Source organism: Nonomuraea zeae (assembly GCF_005889725.1).
GTDB lineage: Bacteria > Actinomycetota > Actinomycetes > Streptosporangiales > Streptosporangiaceae > Nonomuraea > Nonomuraea zeae.
In genome coordinates this window covers 18,586-35,349 of record NZ_VCKX01000113.1, presented here as the reverse complement: position 1 = coordinate 35,349, position 16,764 = coordinate 18,586, and the positions used below count along the sequence as shown (strand labels likewise).

Below are 16,764 nucleotides of genomic sequence, written 5' to 3'. Positions count from 1 at the left end.
GGCTCGGAGATGTGTATACGAGACAGCGCCCCACACAGGGCCACCACCCCATCCAGCCTTCGCCCGCCCCACACAGGACCGCCACCCTATCCAGCGTTCGCGTGCGCGGGACGGTGCGAACCGGGGGCCGGACAGGCGAAAGCCCCCGCGTGGTGTGTACGCGGGGGCTTTGCTCGAACCTGGGCGGTTGGGCCCGTCAGTTCTGGATCGGCGCGGCGATCGCGGCAGCCGAGTCGGGGACCTGCGAGGCCGACTCACCCTTGAAGATGAACGTGGCGTTGTCGCCTTCGCCCTCGATCGTCACCTTCACGACCTGCCCCGGCCGGAGCTCGCCGTAAAGGATCTTCTCCGACAGGGAGTCTTCCAGCTCGCGCTGGATCGTCCGCCGCAGCGGCCGAGCGCCCATGACCGGGTCGTAACCGCGGTCGGCCAGCAGCTGCTTGGCGTCGGGCGAGACGTCGAGCCCCATGTCGCGGTCCTTCAGCCTGGCGTCGACCTGGGCGAGCATCAGATCCACGATCTTGATGATCTCGGCCGGCGTCAGCTGGTGGAAGACCACGATGTCGTCGACACGGTTGAGGAACTCGGGCCGGAAGTGCTGCTTGAGCTCTTCCTGCACCTTGGACTTCATCCGGTCGTAGTTGGAGTCGGCGTCGTTGGACTTCGCGAACCCGACCCCGATGCCCTTGGAGATGTCCCGGGTGCCGAGGTTGGTGGTCATGATGATGACCGTGTTCTTGAAGTCGACCACGCGGCCCTGGGCGTCGGTCAGGCGACCGTCTTCCAGGATCTGCAGCAGCGAGTTGAAGATGTCGGGGTGGGCCTTCTCGATCTCGTCGAAGAGGACCACGGAGAACGGCTTGCGCCGCACCTTCTCGGTGAGCTGGCCGCCCTCCTCGTAGCCGACGTAGCCGGGAGGCGAGCCGAACAGCCTGGAGACGGTGTGCTTCTCCATGAACTCCGACATGTCCAGGCTGATCAGAGCGTCTTCGTCACCGAAGAGGAACTCGGCCAGAGCCTTGGACAGCTCGGTCTTACCGACGCCGGACGGACCCGCGAAGATGAACGAGCCACCGGGACGGCGCGGGTCCTTCAGACCGGCACGGGTGCGCCGGATGGACCGCGACAGACCCTTGATGGCGTCGTCCTGGCCGATGATCCGCTTGTGGAGCTCGTCCTCCATGCGGAGCAGGCGCTGCGACTCCTCCTCGGTCAGCTTGAAGACCGGGATGCCGGTGGCGGTCGCCAGGACCTCGGCGATGAGCTCCTGAGTGACCTCGGCCACGACGTCCATGTCGCCGGCCTTCCACTCCTTCTCCCGCCGCTCGCGCTTGAGCTGGAGCTGCTTCTCCTGGTCACGGAGGGCAGCCGCCTTCTCGAAGTCCTGCGCGTCGATCGCGGACTCCTTGTCCCGGCGGACATTGGCGATCTTCTCGTCGTATTCGCGCAGGTCCGGCGGAGCGGTCATCCTGCGGATGCGCATCCGGGACCCGGCCTCGTCGATGAGGTCGATCGCCTTGTCGGGCAGGTAGCGGTCGCTGATGTAGCGGTCGGCCAGCTGCGCGGCGGCCACCAGCGCGTCGTCGGTGATGGACACGCGGTGGTGTGCCTCGTAGCGGTCGCGCAGACCCTTGAGGATCTCGATCGTGTGGCTGAGCGAGGGCTCGGCCACCTGGATCGGCTGGAAACGGCGCTCCAGCGCGGCGTCCTTCTCGAGGTACTTCCGGTATTCGTCCAGCGTGGTCGCGCCGATCGTCTGCAGCTCGCCACGCGCCAGCATCGGCTTGAGGATGCTGGCCGCGTCGATCGCGCCCTCGGCGGCGCCCGCACCCACGAGCGTGTGCAGCTCGTCGATGAACAGGATGATGTCGCCGCGCGTGCGGATCTCCTTGAGCACCTTCTTCAGGCGCTCTTCGAAGTCACCGCGGTAGCGGGAGCCGGCGACCAGGGCGCCGAGGTCAAGCGTGTAGAGCTGCTTGTCCTTCAGCGTCTCGGGCACCTCGCCCCTGACGATCTTCTGCGACAGGCCCTCGACGACGGCGGTCTTGCCGACGCCGGGCTCGCCGATCAGAACCGGGTTGTTCTTGGTCCTCCGGGAGAGGACCTGCATGACCCGCTCGATCTCCTTCTCACGGCCGATGACCGGATCCAGCTTGCCCTCGCGGGCCGCCTGGGTCAGGTTTCGGCCGAACTGGTCGAGCACCAGGGAAGTCGACGGGGCCGACTCCTGCGGGCCGCCCGCCGCGGCCGGCTCCTTGCCCTGGTAACCGTGGAGCAACTGGATGACCTGCTGCCTGACACGGTTGAGATCAGCTCCAAGCTTGACCAGCACCTGGGCTGCCACACCTTCACCCTCACGGATGAGCCCGAGCAGGATGTGCTCGGTGCCGATGTAGTTGTGACCCAGCTGCAAAGCCTCACGGAGCGACAGCTCGAGGACCTTCTTGGCCCGCGGGGTGAACGGAATGTGCCCCGACGGAGCCGACTGGCCCTGGCCGATGATCTCCTCGACCTGCTGGCGCACACCCTCAAGGCTGATGCCGAGGCTCTCCAGAGCCTTGGCGGCTACGCCTTCACCTTCGTGGATCAAACCAAGAAGAATGTGCTCAGTGCCGATGTAGTTGTGGTTGAGCATCCTGGCCTCTTCTTGGGCCAAGACGACAACACGCCTCGCTCGGTCGGTGAACCTCTCGAACATCTCGTCGCTCCTCACAGAGCGGTCAGTCAGGCCGGTAAATCCGGTCCCGTCATCCCGCATGCTAGCCCTGGCTCGGCGAACCGTGCCCACTGCCGCTGACACGCTCTATAGCAGAGACGTTCCCCGAGAGCAGGGCGTTCACCCTCCATCCAACTACTGTTCGGGGGTGCCATGTTCCCGATACGCCGCAAGCGAACGAGGTTTAAGACGCTTCACGGAAGCGGCTGAAAAATTGCCACCCGGGCGTACGCAGATCAACACGGATCGGCCATCAGGACGCTTGGAGCGAGTCGGCGTTGGGGCACACCCTCGCCCGCACATCTCAGATGCCGCGTCCGTATCTGTTACGCAATCATCCTATGTCCCGATGCAATGCTTGGCCAAGCGCACGCGCTACGCCCTGAGCACAACGAGGCACACGCCGCCACGCTCCCACCGCGCGTAATCCGCCGTCTGGTCAGCCGGGTTACCGGACGCCGTCCTCCGCGCCCGCCGGCCAATCGTCCTTGACCGCCATCGCGCCGCCGCGTGCCGCATCGGCGACGCGAATGCCGGGCCGGCGGGACTGGACGGCCGACCATGAATGGCAGGCGCCTCTTTGGCCGTCGGAGGCGTACCTCTCCGATGCCGGCCGCGCCATCTCACCGATGCCGAACGCGCATCTCTTGGATGACACCCATACCGGTCTGGGATGGCGGTCCATACCGGTCTTGGATGACGCCCATACCGGTTCGGATGGCGGTCCATACCGATCCGAGATGGTGGCCCATACCGATCCGAGATGGCGGCCCATACCGATCTGAGATGACGGTCATCCTGGTTGGTGTCGTGCTCACTCGCGCCGCTTCCCGCACTTCACGCACTCCCGGGCGCCCGGCATTGTGCGGACATCCCCCAGGGACACGGCATTGCGCGAACATGCCCGGGGTCATGGCATTGTGCGGCGCATGCTCGCGGTCGCGGGTTATGCCCGCCCCGCGCCCATCCCCCGCGACCGCAAGTTTCCGTCTCGTGAAGGTGCCGGCAACACGTATAACCGGCGACGGCGCGCGGGTGTGCGGCGGGCATAACGTGACTTCGGAGAGATGGGCACCCGGCATAACCCGTCTGCCCGCCGCGACATGGAACGGGCCATCGGAAAATCGTCCGTGGGGTAAACCCCTGACGGTGATCTATGGATGTCACCGCGCTTAAGCATGATCTCGGCCGGGGCCGGTGCCGGGCAAAACCCGCTCATGCGGGATGGGCCCGCGGCCGTGGAAACGAGCTGCCGGAGGATGGGCAGGGCCGCCGGATGGGCGAGCGGGGCCCAAAACCGCTAGACGCGCGGCCTCTTGGCTAAACCACCGCTACCCCCGGCGGCCGAAACGATGCGCACCCGCACGCCCGGCGCATGTTCATGCGCAGACCTGGAGCGTACGTTGAATGAGGTATCCCCGTCCCGCACACGAGCATTCGGCGACGCGGGAACGGGACACTCACATATGCGGGCCCTCGCCGGTGAAACAGCCCCGGGACGGACTGGAAGACGAGCCCAAAACGCCCACATATGGGGGGATCAGAAGATCATTGTCCGTAGCGTCCCACATTCTGGAACGCCCAACAAATGATCATGCGCTTATGGCGGCCGCCGGGGTCCTAGGCGAACGGCATAAGCGCATGGTCAGGTGATGGCCCTCTCAGTGAGCCGCTTCGTACTTCTCCACGACGGTGGAGGCGATTCGGCCGCGCTCGCTGACCGGCAGGCCGTGAGCCTTGGCCCACTGCCGGATCTCCGAGCTCTTCTCGCGGCTCATCGCGCGGTTGCCGCCGCGACCACGACGACGCGCGGACACCGCACCCGCCTTGCGCGCATGCTGCACGAAAGGCGTGAGCGCGTCCCTCAGCTTCTTCGCGTTAAGGTCGCTGAGGTCAATCTCATAGGAGGAGCCGTCAATAGCGAAGCTGACCGTCTCATTGGCCTCGCCCCCATCGAGGTCATCGATGAGAATCTCCTGGATCTGCTTGGCCATCTACGCAATCCTTTCCCGGAGCATTGTTTCATTCGCCTGCCCAAACATATACCCGGAAAGGCGCGGAGACAATTCAGCGCAGCGGGGATTCGCTGACTCGCTGATCAGGTTTGCTTCTCGGCCTGATCCTGCGGGTTTGGACGCCGTCCAGCGCCCTCGGCGCGGACCAACTTCACTACGCCAAAGATGAAGGCTCCGGCGACCACGAGCGGGGGGATGAGCGCTGACAATACGTCTGTTACGGCTTCCATTCGTCCTCGGCTCCACGGCTAGCGGGGTTTCGGGGGCGCATTTGCGCATGCAGCGCGGCCGACAGGAGCCCGAGGCCCCCTCATGACGCGCAAGAGCGCAACCACCCGCACCCGACCATAGCGGCACACAGATGCCCTGTGTGTCACAGGGGCGCCAACATCCGGCAACCCGGACGCCCCATAGCCTAATGCCAGTCTCTCCAGGCTCCTTACCGGATCAAGCGAAAATTTTGCGAAAAGGCATCTGCGCAGGTGCACAAGGCTCAGCGAAGATCTTTAACGACACGCGTTCCGGCCAGCCTGTCGTGCGGCCCGCGCTCGAGCGGCTTGTCGATCAGGATGAGCAACCCGACTCCGAACAGCAGCATTCCGGCCAGGAGATTGATGACCGGAATCCCCATCAGCATGACCGGTCCCGGATAGACCAGGGCCCGTTTGAGCAGCGCCCGTGACGGAACGTCTCCAGGCGCCAGGCGAATCCTCATGATCGCCTTGCCGAACGTTCGGCTGTGTCTCGAATGCGCCCGCCAGTCGTAACCGGCATAACCCAGTCCCGCCGCCAGCCATGCGAGCACCCCGGGCAGCCGCTCGCCCAACGCCTCCGACATCCCGACAGTCCGGAAGATGCCCCACAGCGCTATGAACAGAATGTAATAGAAGACCCCGAAGACGAGACCTTCAATCAGCCGGGCGGCGAGGCGTTCCCACCATTCCGCGGGAGGGTCCGCTCGCGGCGGCATCGCGGCCATAACCCCCACCTCGCGTCATCGGCGACCCCAATCGGGAGTGCAGGTGCTCCTATTTTGGTACGCCCCGCACACACAAAACAGAGGCCGGCGGGAAGCCGGCCCCTGTTTTACGCGTAGCGCTCGGCTACTTGATCTTCACCACCACGGTGTTCGCGAACTTGTCCGCGAACGTCTGCTGCAGCGGCTTGTCCCAGAGCTGCGAGGCCCCGTTCACGCCGACGGCCGCGTAGGCCAGCAGCGAGCTGAGGAAGCCCAGCGGGATGGCGTTGAGCACCCAGCCGCCCCAGGTGACCCCGGCGCGCTTGAGCGCCAGGTCGGTCGGCAGGCCCTTCGGAGGCATGCCCTGACCCACCGGGACGACCTTGATGCCCATGACCATCTTGCCGACGGTCTGGCCGGTCGCCTTCAGCAGGAAGAAGTCGTAGGCGACCCAGAGCGCTGTCACCACGACGGACGTCAGGATCCCCACCAGCGTCAGCGAGAGGAATCCGCTGCTGCTGCCGTCGATCGAGGAATAACTGGCGGCGAGCACGGCGACGAGGATGAGACCGACGACGACGTTCACGATGAACAGGATGACGAAGTCGATGATCCTGGCCACCAGCCGCTGCCACCACTCCGCCAGCGGCGCCGGCGCGCCGGGCGGCTGCACGCCGACCGGCTGGCCGTAGGGCTGCCCGTAGCCGGGCTGGCCGTACGGCTGCTGTTGCTGCGGCTGCCCGTAGGCCGCCTGGCCGTACTGCTGGTCGCCGTACTGCTGGCCGTAGCCGGGCTGGGCGTAGCCCTGCTGCCCCTGCTGGGGCTGCTGGCCATAACCCTGCTGCTGACCATAGCCCTGCTGCCCGTAGTCCTGCTGCTGGCCGTAGCCAGGCTGGGACTGCGGCTGCTGACCGTAGCCAGGCTGGGACTGGGGCTGCTGGCCGTACTGCTGCTGACCGTAGTCCGGCTGGGACTGCGGCTGCTGGCCGTACTGCTGGCCGGAGGCCTGCTGCTGGCCGTAGCCGGGCTGGGCGTAGCCCTGCTGGCCCGACTGAGGCTGCTGGCCGTAACCCTGCTGCTGGCCATAGCCCTGCTGCCCGTAGTCCTGCTGCTGGCCGTAGCCAGGCTGGGACTGGGGCTGCTGGCCGTAGTCCTGCTGACCGTAGCCGGGCTGGGACTGCTGCTGCTGGCCGTACTGGGCCTGCCCGTAGCCCTGCTGGCCCGACTGCGGCTGCTGGCCATATTGCTGTTGTCCGTAGTCCGGCTGGGACTGCGGCTGCTGCCCGTATTGCTGTTGTCCGTAGTCGGGCTGGGACTGCTGCCCGTACTGCGGTTGCTGACCGTATTGCTGCTGCTGCCCGTATTGGGGCTGCTGGCCGTGCTGGGGCTGCTGGCCGTACTGCTGCTGCCCGTACTGAGGCTGCTGCTGGCCATAGCCCTGCTGACCGTATTGGGGGGCCTGTTGCCCGTAGGCATCGTCCGCCCGGTAGCCGACCACAGTCACGTCGGGGTCGGGCTCGCCAGGGCGGCGGCCCGCGTTCTGCTGCCCGTAATCCGGAGTGCCAGGCGCAGAGTTCTCGCCGGATTCGTCCTGTGGATACGGCGGCTGTCCGGTGCTCACCGTGTCACCTCGCTTCGAGTGCGCATGTGGCACGTGTCAGGACACATGCCTGTGCTGCCCAACGTATCGACATAGGTATCAACAATCACCTTTCCATGTGGTCAAGGTCCGCGTCACCCGATGTCAGATGCAGCAGCATGCGGGTGTTGCCCAGGGTGTTCGGCTTCACGTGTTCCAGGTCGAGGAACTCAGCCACACCCTCGTCGTACGAGGCCAGGAGTTCGGCGTAGACCTCGGGAGAGACCGGCGTGCCCTGGATGGGACGGAAACCGTGCCTCGCGAAGAAATCGACCTCAAAAGTCAGACAGAATACACGCCGCAGCCCCAGATCCTTCGCCTGCTGTATCAGTGCCGAGACGATCCGGCGGCCGACGCCCAGCCCGCGGCACTCGGGATCCACCGCGACCGTGCGGACCTCGGCGAGGTCCTCCCAGAGCACGTGGAGCGCGCCGCAGCCGACGACCTGCCCGTTCAGCTCGGCCACCCAGAACTCCTGTACGTCCTCGTACAGCGTCACCGTGGCCTTCTCCAGGAGCCGCGGACCCGCGCCCGCGTAGGTGTCCACCAAGCGCCTGACCGTCCGCACATCGGGCGTGCGGGCACGCCGGACCACCACCGCGGTTTCCGGCGCTGTCAGTTCGGCCACCTGCTCCATGGCACTCCAGAGTACAGATCTCATTACGGCTCAGCCCTAACTCCCACGTCTCGGCCCATCCTGTTACATCGAGTGGCCAGTTGGGCACGGACGCCGCCTGTTCCTGCGTTCGGCGGATGCGAGGGCAAAGAAGGACATAAAGTCTGTTCCGTACGGGTGCGCACGAGATCACCTTGTGACCCTTCGGTTGCGAAACCTCTACAGACTTGGCAGTTCTGGTTGAGCAGGAACCCGGAGTGCATTAGTGTCCAGCGACGATGTTCCCTGTCTATCGCCCGGGAACACGCCCAATTCCCGCAAGGGGAGCCGGGGAACCGCCGGTGGCGACCCTCCCGACCCAGCGCCACCACTGGGGTGAATCCGAGTCTCTCGGTAGGGCTGCTCCGGCCCGAACCCGTCAGCTAACCCGGTAGGCGTCTTACGAGAGGAGCTGGTTGGTGAAGCGCACGCTCAATCGCGGGGGGAAGACGGCGGGCAAGCACGCCCGCCCTCCAGAACGCACCCGGCGCCCACATCGTCTAGGTGTGGTAAGTGTCACAATCGCCGCGCTGCTGTTCGCCATCCCCGTCGGTTCGGCGTCCGCGGACCCAAAGCCGTCTCTCAACGACATGGCCAAGCAGGTCGAGAAGCTGCACACCGAGATCGAGACGCTGACCGAGCAGTACAACGGCCAGCGGGAGCGGCTCAAGACCGCGAAGAAGTCCTCGGACGCCGCGCAGAAGACCCTGGCCACCAGCGAGGCCGATCTGGCCGCCAAGCGCGCCAAGGCCGTCATGCTCGCCCAGAACGCCTACATCACCGGCGGCATGGGCAAGGCGCTGGCGTTCGCCGGCGCCGAGGATCCCGACGCCTTCCTCGACCAGGCCGCGACGACGTACGCACTCGAGCAGCAGCAGGGCGAGGAGATCAACCAGCTCACCAAGGCCATGGACGCCGCCACGCGCGCCAGGGCCGGCGCCCAGACGCGCATTGACGAGGTGCAGAAGATCGTCACCGACCTCGAGTCCAAGCGCGACAAGATCACCAAGCTGGTCACCAAGGTCGAGAGCAACCTGTTCAGGCGGGCACTGGGCGAGGCCGGCCGTCCCGGCACCCGCGCCGTGCGCGTCAACCTGCCGATCGTCGGCAGCGGCAAGGCCGCGCAGGCCGCGCGGTGGGCGCTCGCCCAGCAGCTCAAGCCCTACGTCTGGGGCGCCGAAGGCCCGAGCTCGTTCGACTGCTCGGGCCTGGTCATGGCCGCCTACCAGCGGGTGGGCATCTCGCTCCCGCACTACACGGGCGACCAGTGGACCGCGGGCCGGCACATCTCGCGCTCGGAGCTACGGCCGGGCGACCTCGTGTTCTTCTACAGCGACCTGCACCACGTCGGCATCTACCTGGGCGGCGGCATGATGGTGCACGCCCCGCAGACAGGCGACGTCGTGCGGATCGCGTCGATCGAGCGGCGGCCGTTCGCCGGCGCGGTACGCATCGCCGACTGAGCCCACATCCGCCGCGGCCCCCGGGAGCCCGTCGCTAGATCAACTGGCGGCGGGCCGCCCAGGCGACCGCCTCGATCGCCGTGGACACGCCGATGCGATCGCAGATGCCACGTAATCTCCGGCGTACAGTCCGCCCGCTGATATCCAGACGTCTGCCCACCCGATCTACGGTGACCCCCTTGGCCAGCTCCGCCAGCAACGCCAAATCTGCATGGCTCAGCTCAACGCCTTCAGTGAGCACATCCATCGGGAGCCCTCCCCCCCAACAGCACAACTTGGACCGCACAGATGGGCCAAAGCCGCTCCTCGCAGACGGTAAACGCATCCTGGAAAGGTCGTCAAGCATGACAATCGCCGCTCTTGACGATCGCTATTGACATGATCCGCTATATATGACGTACTCGCCATATGTCGGGACAGCTTGGTGCGCCATGAGCGATCTCATTGATCCTCCCGGCGCCCCCGATCCATCATCAATGGGCCCGGCGGACATCCTGGGTTTTGATCCATTCGATCCGGATTTTCTGCGTGAACCATACGCCCGATATAGCGAGATGAGCGCACTCGGCGCCATCTTCAAAACGCGCGGCGGGCTGCTCGTCGCGACCACTCACGAGCTGTGCACGACGCTGCTGCGCGACCCCCGATTCGGCCGCGGAGCCGATCCGCTGGACACCGAAAGCGCTGGTCAGCCGGTGGATTCGTTCCTCTGGATGGACCCGCCCGACCACACCAGGCTGCGCGCTCTGGTCAGCCGGGCCTTCACGCCGCGCATGCTCGAACGCCTTCGCCCCCGCATCGAGGCGATCACCGCCGAGCTGATCGCCGAGTTGCCGGACGAGGCCGACCTCGTTTCCGGCTTCGCCTATCCCCTTCCGGTCATGGTGATCAGCGAGATGCTCGGCGTCCCGCCGGAGGACCATGAACGCTTCCGCGGATGGAGCGAGACTCTCGCCCGCAGCCTTGACCCCATGCTTACAGCTGAGCTCATATCGGAAACCGGCCGGGCCAGAAGGGAATTTCGCGACTACTTCCGGAGCCTGGTCGAGCACCGCCGCGAGCGGCCCGGCGACGACCTGGTGAGCGCGCTCGCCCAACTCGGGGAGCTCAGCGAGTCCGAGCTGCTCGCCACTTGCGTGCTGCTGCTCGTGGCCGGTCACGAGACGACCGTCAACCTCATCGGCAACGGCGTGCTGAACCTGGCCAGGCACGGCCTGCTGGCCCAGGCGGCGCGGCGGCCGCGGCAGGTGGTCGAGGAGGTGCTCAGGTACGACCCGCCGGTGCAGCTGACCTCCAGGAACGCGCTGGAGGACACGGAGCTGGGCGGCGTGCCGGTGCCCAAGGGGACGCCCGTGCTCGCCCTTATCGGCGCGGCCAATCGCGACCCCGCGGTCTTCCCTGACCCGGGACGCTTCGACGTGGGCCGCGATCCGGGCCGGCACCTCGCCTTCGGCCTCGGCATCCACTTCTGCCTGGGCGCGACGCTGGCCAGGATGGAGGGCGAGATCGCGCTGTCCGCGCTGGCCGCCGCGGCGCCCAAGCTGGAGCTCGCCGACCCGGCGCCGCCGTACAAGGCGAACATGGTGCTGCGCGGGCTGGCCACCCTGCCCGTACGCCTCGGACGCTGACGCCCTGCCCGTACGCCTCGGACGCTGACGCGCGCCCGAGCCCGCCGCACGCGGGTCCAAGGCCCGCCGCACGCGCGCCGGGGCCCGCCGCACGCAAGCCTGAGGGCCCGGAACGCGCGAAAGCCCGCCGCACGCGGGTGCGGCGGGCCTCCTGACGCGTCAGTGAGTCGGCTTGACCAGCGGGAACAGGATCGTCTCCCGGATGTTCCGGCCGGTGAACGCCATGATCATCCGGTCGATGCCGGCGCCCATGCCGCCCGTCGGGGGCATCGCGTATTCGAGCGCCTGGAGGAAGTCCTCGTCGAGCTGCATGGCCTCAAGGTCGCCGCCGGCGGCCAGGAGGGACTGCTCCACCAGGCGGCGGCGCTGCTCGATCGGGTCGATCAGCTCGGAGTAGGCGGTGCCCAGCTCCGTGCCGAACCCGATCAGGTCCCACTTCTCCGTCAGCAGCGGGTTGTCGCGGTGCTGGCGGGTCAGGGGCGAGGTCTCCAGCGGGTAGTCCATGACGAACGTGGGCTGGATGAGCGTGTGCTCGACGAGCGCCTCGAAGATCTCCTGCACGACCTTGCCCTGGCCCCACTTGGGGTCCCAGTGGATCTCGCGGTGGTCGGCGATCTTGCGCAGCTGCTCCAGCGGGGTCGAGGTGGTGATCTCCTCGCCCACGGCCTCGGAGACGGCGCCGTAGAGGGTGATGCGCGGCCACTCGGGGATGCCGAGATCGACCTCCGCGCCGTCGTGCACGACCACGGAGTGGCCCAGGGCCGCGACGACGGCCTTCTGGTACATCCGCTGGGTGAGGTCGGCCATGTCGTTGTAGTCGAGGTAGGTGCCGTAGGCCTCGATCATGGTGAACTCGGGGTTGTGCGTCGAGTCCGCGCCTTCGTTGCGGAAGTTGCGGTTGATCTCGAAGACCTTCTCGATGCCCCCGACCACGAGCCGCTTGAGATAGAGCTCGATCGCGATGCGAAGGTAGAGCTCCATGTCGTAGGCGTTGATGTGGGTCTTGAAGGGCCTGGCCGTCGCGCCGCCGTGGATCGGCTGCAGCATCGGCGTCTCGACCTCGAGGTAGCCCTCCTCGTGCCAGAAGTCGCGGACCGCGCGCACGGTGGCGCTGCGGACGCGGGCCATCTTCCTGGCGTCGTCGTTGACGATGAGGTCGACATAGCGCTGGCGGACCCGCGCCTCCGGGTCGGTCAGCCCGACGTGCTTCTCCGGCAGCGGGCGCAGGCACTTGGCGGTGATCTGCCAGCTGTCGGCCAGGATCGACAGCTCGCCCCTGCGCGAGGTGATGACCTCACCCGTCACGCCGACGTGGTCGCCCAGGTCGACGTCGCGCTTCCAGCTCGCCAGCGACTCCTCGCCGACCTTGTCGAGGGAGATCATGACCTGCAGGTCGGCACCGCCGTCGCGCAGGGTGGCGAAGCAGAGCTTGCCGCCCACGCGGTTGAGCATGACGCGGCCCGCGACCGCGACCGTGTCGCCGGTGGCGGTGTCGGGCTCCAAGCCCTGATATTTCTCCCTGACCTCGACGTTGGTGGCCGTACGGGGGAAATTCACCGGGTAAGGATCGACGCCCTCGCTGCGAAGGCGGTCGAGCTTCTCCCTCCGGATGCGCATCTGCTCGGGAAGTTCGTCGCTCACAACATCAAAGAGTAGGGGATATGGCGAACTGCAAGGGCTGGTCGGTCTCCTGCAACAGCGCTGCAATCGCCCTCACTTATCAATTTCTCATGAGCTCAGGGGGGAGCCGGTAGGGAACCGGCCCGTGGGGAGCTCAAGGAGAGAAGATGTTCAAGAAGATCGCGACCGGTGTCCTCGCCGTCGCCGCGACCAGCGCCCTGGCCATGTCGATTCCTTCCGCGGCCTACGCCAGCTCGCCGCACTACGACGACTACTCCGACTACTGGGGCCCCGTCTACTCCAAGCACCACCTGGCCAAGGCTCAGGGGTGGGTCGGCGTCAACTGGGACCACGACGGCGAGTCGAACGAGGTCACCGTCCGGGGCCGGCTCTACGACCTGGACAACCGCAGCTACGACGAGGGCGGCAAGTGCGCGTACGTGAAGTTCGAGGCCAGCGACTTCGACGAGGACTGGTCGCAGGTCTACGCCAAGAAGTACTGCGGCTTCCCCGGCTACAAGCGCTTCTCCTTCCAGGAGAACGACGTCTTCAGCCTGCGGGTGAAGGTCTGCCAGATCGGTCAGCACAGCAACTACCCGACGAAGTGCGGCCGCTGGGAGTACCTCTACACCGCCGAGAGCGAGTAACCACGCCTACCGGCGCAAGCGGCCCTCCACCCGAGCGGGGGGCCGCTTGTTCACGTCACGTTCCGGTTGTAGATCAGCCGTAGCCCGATGAGGGTCAGCCACGGCTCGTGCACGTCGATCGAGCGTGACTCGCCCACGACCAGCGCCGCGTGCCCGCCGGTGGCCACCACGGTCACCTCGTCGGGGTCGTCGGCCAGCTCCGCCGCCATCCGCTCGACGATGCCGTCCACCTGGCCGGCGAACCCGTAGATGATGCCTGCCTGCAGGGCCTCGACGGTGTTCTTGGCGATCACCGAGCGTGGCCTGACCAGCTCCACCTTGTGCAGTTGCGCTCCGGCGGCGGCCAGCGCGTCCACCGAGATCTCGATGCCGGGTGCGGTCACCGCGCCGACGTATTCGCCCTTGGCCGACACCGCGTCGAACGACGTCGCGGTGCCGAAGTCCACGATGATGCAGGGGCCGCCGTACTGGTCGATGGCCGCCAGCGCGTTCACGATGCGGTCGCTGCCGACCTCCTTGGGGTTGTCCATGCGCACGGGCACCCCGGTGCGGATGCCGGGCTCCACGATCACCGCGTTCACGTCGCCGTAGTAGCGGCGGCACATCTCGCGCATCTCGTTGAGCACGCTGGGCACGGTGGAGCAAATGGCGATGCCGTCGATGTCGGTCCCCTTGAGCAGCGGCGACTGGGCCAGCAGACCTTGGAGGATGACCGCGATCTCGTCGGCGGTGCGGCGGGCGTCGGTGGCCAGCCTCCAGTGCTCGATGACATCCTCGCCCTCGAACAGCCCAAGCACCGTGTGCGTGTTGCCGACGTCGATCGTGAGCAGCATCAATTACCCCCGCAGATCCAGTGCGATGTCAAGGGCCGGCGCCGAGTGCGTTAGCGCTCCCACCGCAAGGTAGTCAACGCCAGTTTCGGCCACCTCACGAGCCGATTCCAAGGTCAATCCCCCGCTCGCTTCAAGCGCAACCCTGTTTTTCGCCCGATTTTTCGCGATATGTACGGCACGAGCTGTGTCTTCGATCGTGAAGTTGTCCAGCAGGATCTCCTCGGCCCCCTGATCGAGCACGGGCTCGAGCTGGTCGAGCCGGTCGATCTCCACCTCGATCGGCAGCTCGGGGTAGCGGTCCCTGACCGCCCTGAACGCCTCGGCCACGCCGCCCGCGGCCACCACGTGATTGTCCTTGATCAGCGCGGCGTCCGACAGCGACATCCGGTGATTCACGCCGCCGCCGCAGCGCACGGCGTACTTCTCCAGTGCCCGCAGCCCCGGCAGCGTCTTGCGGCTGTCGCGCACCCGCGCCTGCGTGCCGCTGATCGCCTCCACCCACCTGCCGGTCAGCGTGGCCACCCCGGACAGGTGCGTGAGCAGGTTGAGCGCGGTGCGCTCGGCGGTCAGCACGCCCCGCACGGGCCCCTCGACGGTCATCAGCACGTCTCCGGCCCGGACGCGCTCGCCGTCCTTGGCCCGCCGCTCGGTACGGGCCGCGCCCAGCCGGACGAACACCGCCTCCGCCACCGCGAGCCCTGCCACCACGCCGTCCTTGCGGGCCACCACGTCGCCGGCCGCCCGCTGCCCCTCAGGGATGGTGGCCAGGCTCGTCACGTCGCCGGCCTCCTGCAGGTCCTCGGCCAGCGCCCGGTCGATCAGCGCGTCCACCTCGGCCGGGTCGAGCCCGGCCGCGGTCAGCTCCTGCGCCAGGCGCGCCGGCATCGTGTCTCCGTGCGGCGTGTACGTCATGCGAGGGCCCTCCTCCGTCAGGGTCACGTCCAGGTGGCCCAGCCAATCGTTGTCGTCGCGGGTCTCGAAGTCCTCGCGCCAGTGTGAGCCACGGGTCTCCAGCCTGGCCGCCGCCGCGCCGGTGAGCACGGTGGCGACGGTGAGCAGGTTCGTGGCCTCCCAGGACTCGGTGCAGGCGGCCACCCGCACGGGCGTCCAGCGGGCGTCGCGCAGCGCCTTGGCCGTGGCGAGCAGCGACTCGCGGCTGCGCAGGACGCTCACACCCATGCTCATGTGGGCCTGGATCCGCGCTCTGATCCGCGGGTCCACCAGCCCTGCCTCCGCCTGCCCTTCGACCGGGTCGCCGGGCTCGGGGCGTACGCGGTGGATGTCCTCGGCGATGCGCTCGGCGAAGACGAGCCCTTCGAGCAGGGAGTTGGAGGCCAGCCTGTTCGCGCCGTGCACGCCGGTGCAGGCGACCTCGCCGCAGGCGTACAGGCCGTCGATCGAGGTACGCCCGGACAGGTCCGTACGGACGCCGCCGCTGGCGTAGTGGGCCGCGGGCGACACCGGGATCGGCTCGGTCGCCGGGTCGATGCCGTGCTCGCGGCAGACGGCGTAGATCGTGGGGAAGCGGGATTCCCACTTCTCCCTGCCGAAGTGCCGGCCGTCGAGATAGACGTGATCGCGGCCGCTCTCCCGCATGGTCCGCATGATCGTCTTGGCCACGACGTCGCGCGGCGCGAGGTCGGCCAGCTCGTGCACCCCGGCCATGAACCGCTCGCCCGCGTGGTCGACCAGGAACGCGCCCTCGCCCCTGACCGCCTCGGAGATCAGCGGCTGCTGCCCCGTCGAGCCCTCGCCCAGCCGCAGCACGGTCGGGTGGAACTGCACGAACTCCAGGTCGCGCACCACCGCCCCGGCCCGCAGGGCGAGCGCGACGCCGTCGCCGGTGGAGACGGCGGGGTTCGTGGTGGCGGCGTAGACCTGGCCCATGCCGCCGGTGGACAGCACCACCGCCCTGGCGCGCACCGCGCCCACCCCGTCACGCGCGCCCTCGCCCATGACGTGCAGCGTCACACCCGCGGCCCGGCCCTCGGCGTCCTTGAGCAGGTCGAGGACCAGCGCGTGCTCGATCACCTCGATCGAGCCGGCCCGGACCGCCTCGACGAGCGCCCGCTGCACCTCGGCCCCCGTGGCGTCGCCGCCCGCGTGCACGATCCTGCGCCGGCGGTGCCCGCCTTCCCTGGTGAGCTGGAGCTCCCCGTCGGGGGCGCGGTCGAATCGCGCGCCACGTTCCATGAGCCGGCGCACCGCGCCCGGCCCCTCGGTCACCAGCGTCCGTACGGCCCGCGCGTCGCACAGCCCGACCCCGGCCAGGAGCGTGTCGTTCAGATGCTCGTCGGAGGTGTCACGGGGATCGAGCACGGCCGCGATGCCGCCCTGGGCCCACCGGGTGGAGCCGGCCGACAGCACGTCCTTGGTGACCACCAGGATCTTGGCCGCCGGCGCCAGCTCGGCGTAGCGCAGGGCCACGGTCAGGCCCGCGACGCCCGAGCCCACGACGACCACGTCCGCCTCGACGCTCCAGCCAGGCGCGGGAGCGGTCAGACGCAGGGGAATCGCCGGTGCACTCATGGGGATCTCCTCCCTGAGGGATTTCGTCAACATGACGATAACGCCTGTCCCGCGCCAGGAA

Annotated in this window: 12 protein-coding genes and 1 riboswitch; of the genes, 3 read left to right on the top strand and 9 right to left on the bottom strand. The window is 67.5% G+C overall.

Annotation, left to right across the window (positions count from 1 at the left end):
* Positions 1–196 precede the first annotated feature (196 nt).
* The 5 genes from ETD85_RS31390 to ETD85_RS31370 all read right to left on the bottom strand — a co-directional run bounded on the left by ETD85_RS31390 (position 197) and on the right by ETD85_RS31370 (position 7,965).
* Positions 197–2,698 carry an ATP-dependent Clp protease ATP-binding subunit gene (locus ETD85_RS31390; RefSeq protein ID WP_138693423.1) on the bottom strand — a complete coding sequence of 834 codons (2,502 nt, stop codon included), beginning with the start codon at positions 2,696–2,698 and terminating at the stop codon, positions 197–199.
* A 1,679-nt stretch (positions 2,699–4,377) separates the two neighbouring features.
* Complete coding sequence (locus tag ETD85_RS31385; protein ID WP_138693422.1) at positions 4,378–4,710, bottom strand: histone-like nucleoid-structuring protein Lsr2; 333 nt, start codon at positions 4,708–4,710, stop codon at positions 4,378–4,380.
* A 514-nt stretch (positions 4,711–5,224) separates the two neighbouring features.
* Complete coding sequence (locus ETD85_RS31380) at positions 5,225–5,710, bottom strand: RDD family protein (protein WP_138693421.1); 486 nt, start codon at positions 5,708–5,710, stop codon at positions 5,225–5,227.
* Between the two features lie 124 nt (positions 5,711–5,834).
* Complete coding sequence (locus ETD85_RS64835) at positions 5,835–7,310, bottom strand: RDD family protein (protein WP_138693420.1); 1,476 nt, start codon at positions 7,308–7,310, stop codon at positions 5,835–5,837.
* 85 nt (positions 7,311–7,395) lie between these two features.
* A complete protein-coding gene (locus tag ETD85_RS31370; RefSeq protein ID WP_138693419.1) occupies positions 7,396–7,965 on the bottom strand; it encodes an amino-acid N-acetyltransferase in 570 nt (189 codons plus the stop codon).
* Between the two features lie 274 nt (positions 7,966–8,239).
* Positions 8,240–8,397, top strand: a riboswitch (cyclic di-AMP (ydaO/yuaA leader).
* 92 nt (positions 8,398–8,489) lie between these two features.
* Between ETD85_RS31370 and ETD85_RS66955 the strand changes: the two genes are divergently transcribed.
* Positions 8,490–9,446, top strand: a complete 957-nt coding sequence (locus ETD85_RS66955; protein WP_276617291.1) for a C40 family peptidase — start codon at positions 8,490–8,492, stop codon at positions 9,444–9,446.
* A 34-nt stretch (positions 9,447–9,480) separates the two neighbouring features.
* On the opposite strand, the gene ETD85_RS31360 is transcribed toward ETD85_RS66955, so the two are convergent.
* Positions 9,481–9,693 (bottom strand): LuxR C-terminal-related transcriptional regulator, encoded by a 213-nt coding sequence (locus tag ETD85_RS31360; protein WP_138693417.1) that lies wholly within the window; start codon positions 9,691–9,693, stop codon positions 9,481–9,483.
* Between the two features lie 307 nt (positions 9,694–10,000).
* Between ETD85_RS31360 and ETD85_RS31355 the strand changes: the two genes are divergently transcribed.
* Complete coding sequence (locus ETD85_RS31355) at positions 10,001–11,074, top strand: cytochrome P450 (protein ID WP_240779555.1); 1,074 nt, start codon at positions 10,001–10,003, stop codon at positions 11,072–11,074.
* Between the two features lie 159 nt (positions 11,075–11,233).
* Here the strand turns inward: ETD85_RS31355 and lysX are convergent, their stop codons facing one another.
* Complete coding sequence (lysX, locus tag ETD85_RS31350; RefSeq protein ID WP_138693416.1) at positions 11,234–12,715, bottom strand: bifunctional lysylphosphatidylglycerol synthetase/lysine--tRNA ligase LysX; 1,482 nt, start codon at positions 12,713–12,715, stop codon at positions 11,234–11,236.
* 146 nt (positions 12,716–12,861) lie between these two features.
* On the opposite strand from lysX, the gene ETD85_RS31345 reads away from it, so the two are divergent.
* Positions 12,862–13,341, top strand: a complete 480-nt coding sequence (locus ETD85_RS31345) for a hypothetical protein (RefSeq protein ID WP_138693415.1) — start codon at positions 12,862–12,864, stop codon at positions 13,339–13,341.
* A gap of 50 nt (positions 13,342–13,391) precedes the next feature.
* On the opposite strand, the gene ETD85_RS31340 is transcribed toward ETD85_RS31345, so the two are convergent.
* Together ETD85_RS31340 and ETD85_RS31335 are read right to left on the bottom strand one after the other, a co-directional pair.
* Positions 13,392–14,174, bottom strand: a complete 783-nt coding sequence (locus ETD85_RS31340; RefSeq protein WP_138693414.1) for a type III pantothenate kinase — start codon at positions 14,172–14,174, stop codon at positions 13,392–13,394.
* A 3-nt stretch (positions 14,175–14,177) separates the two neighbouring features.
* Positions 14,178–16,703: an L-aspartate oxidase gene (locus tag ETD85_RS31335; protein ID WP_138693413.1), complete on the bottom strand. Its 2,526-nt coding sequence runs from the start codon at positions 16,701–16,703 to the stop codon at positions 14,178–14,180.
* Positions 16,704–16,764: the final 61 nt, after the last annotated feature.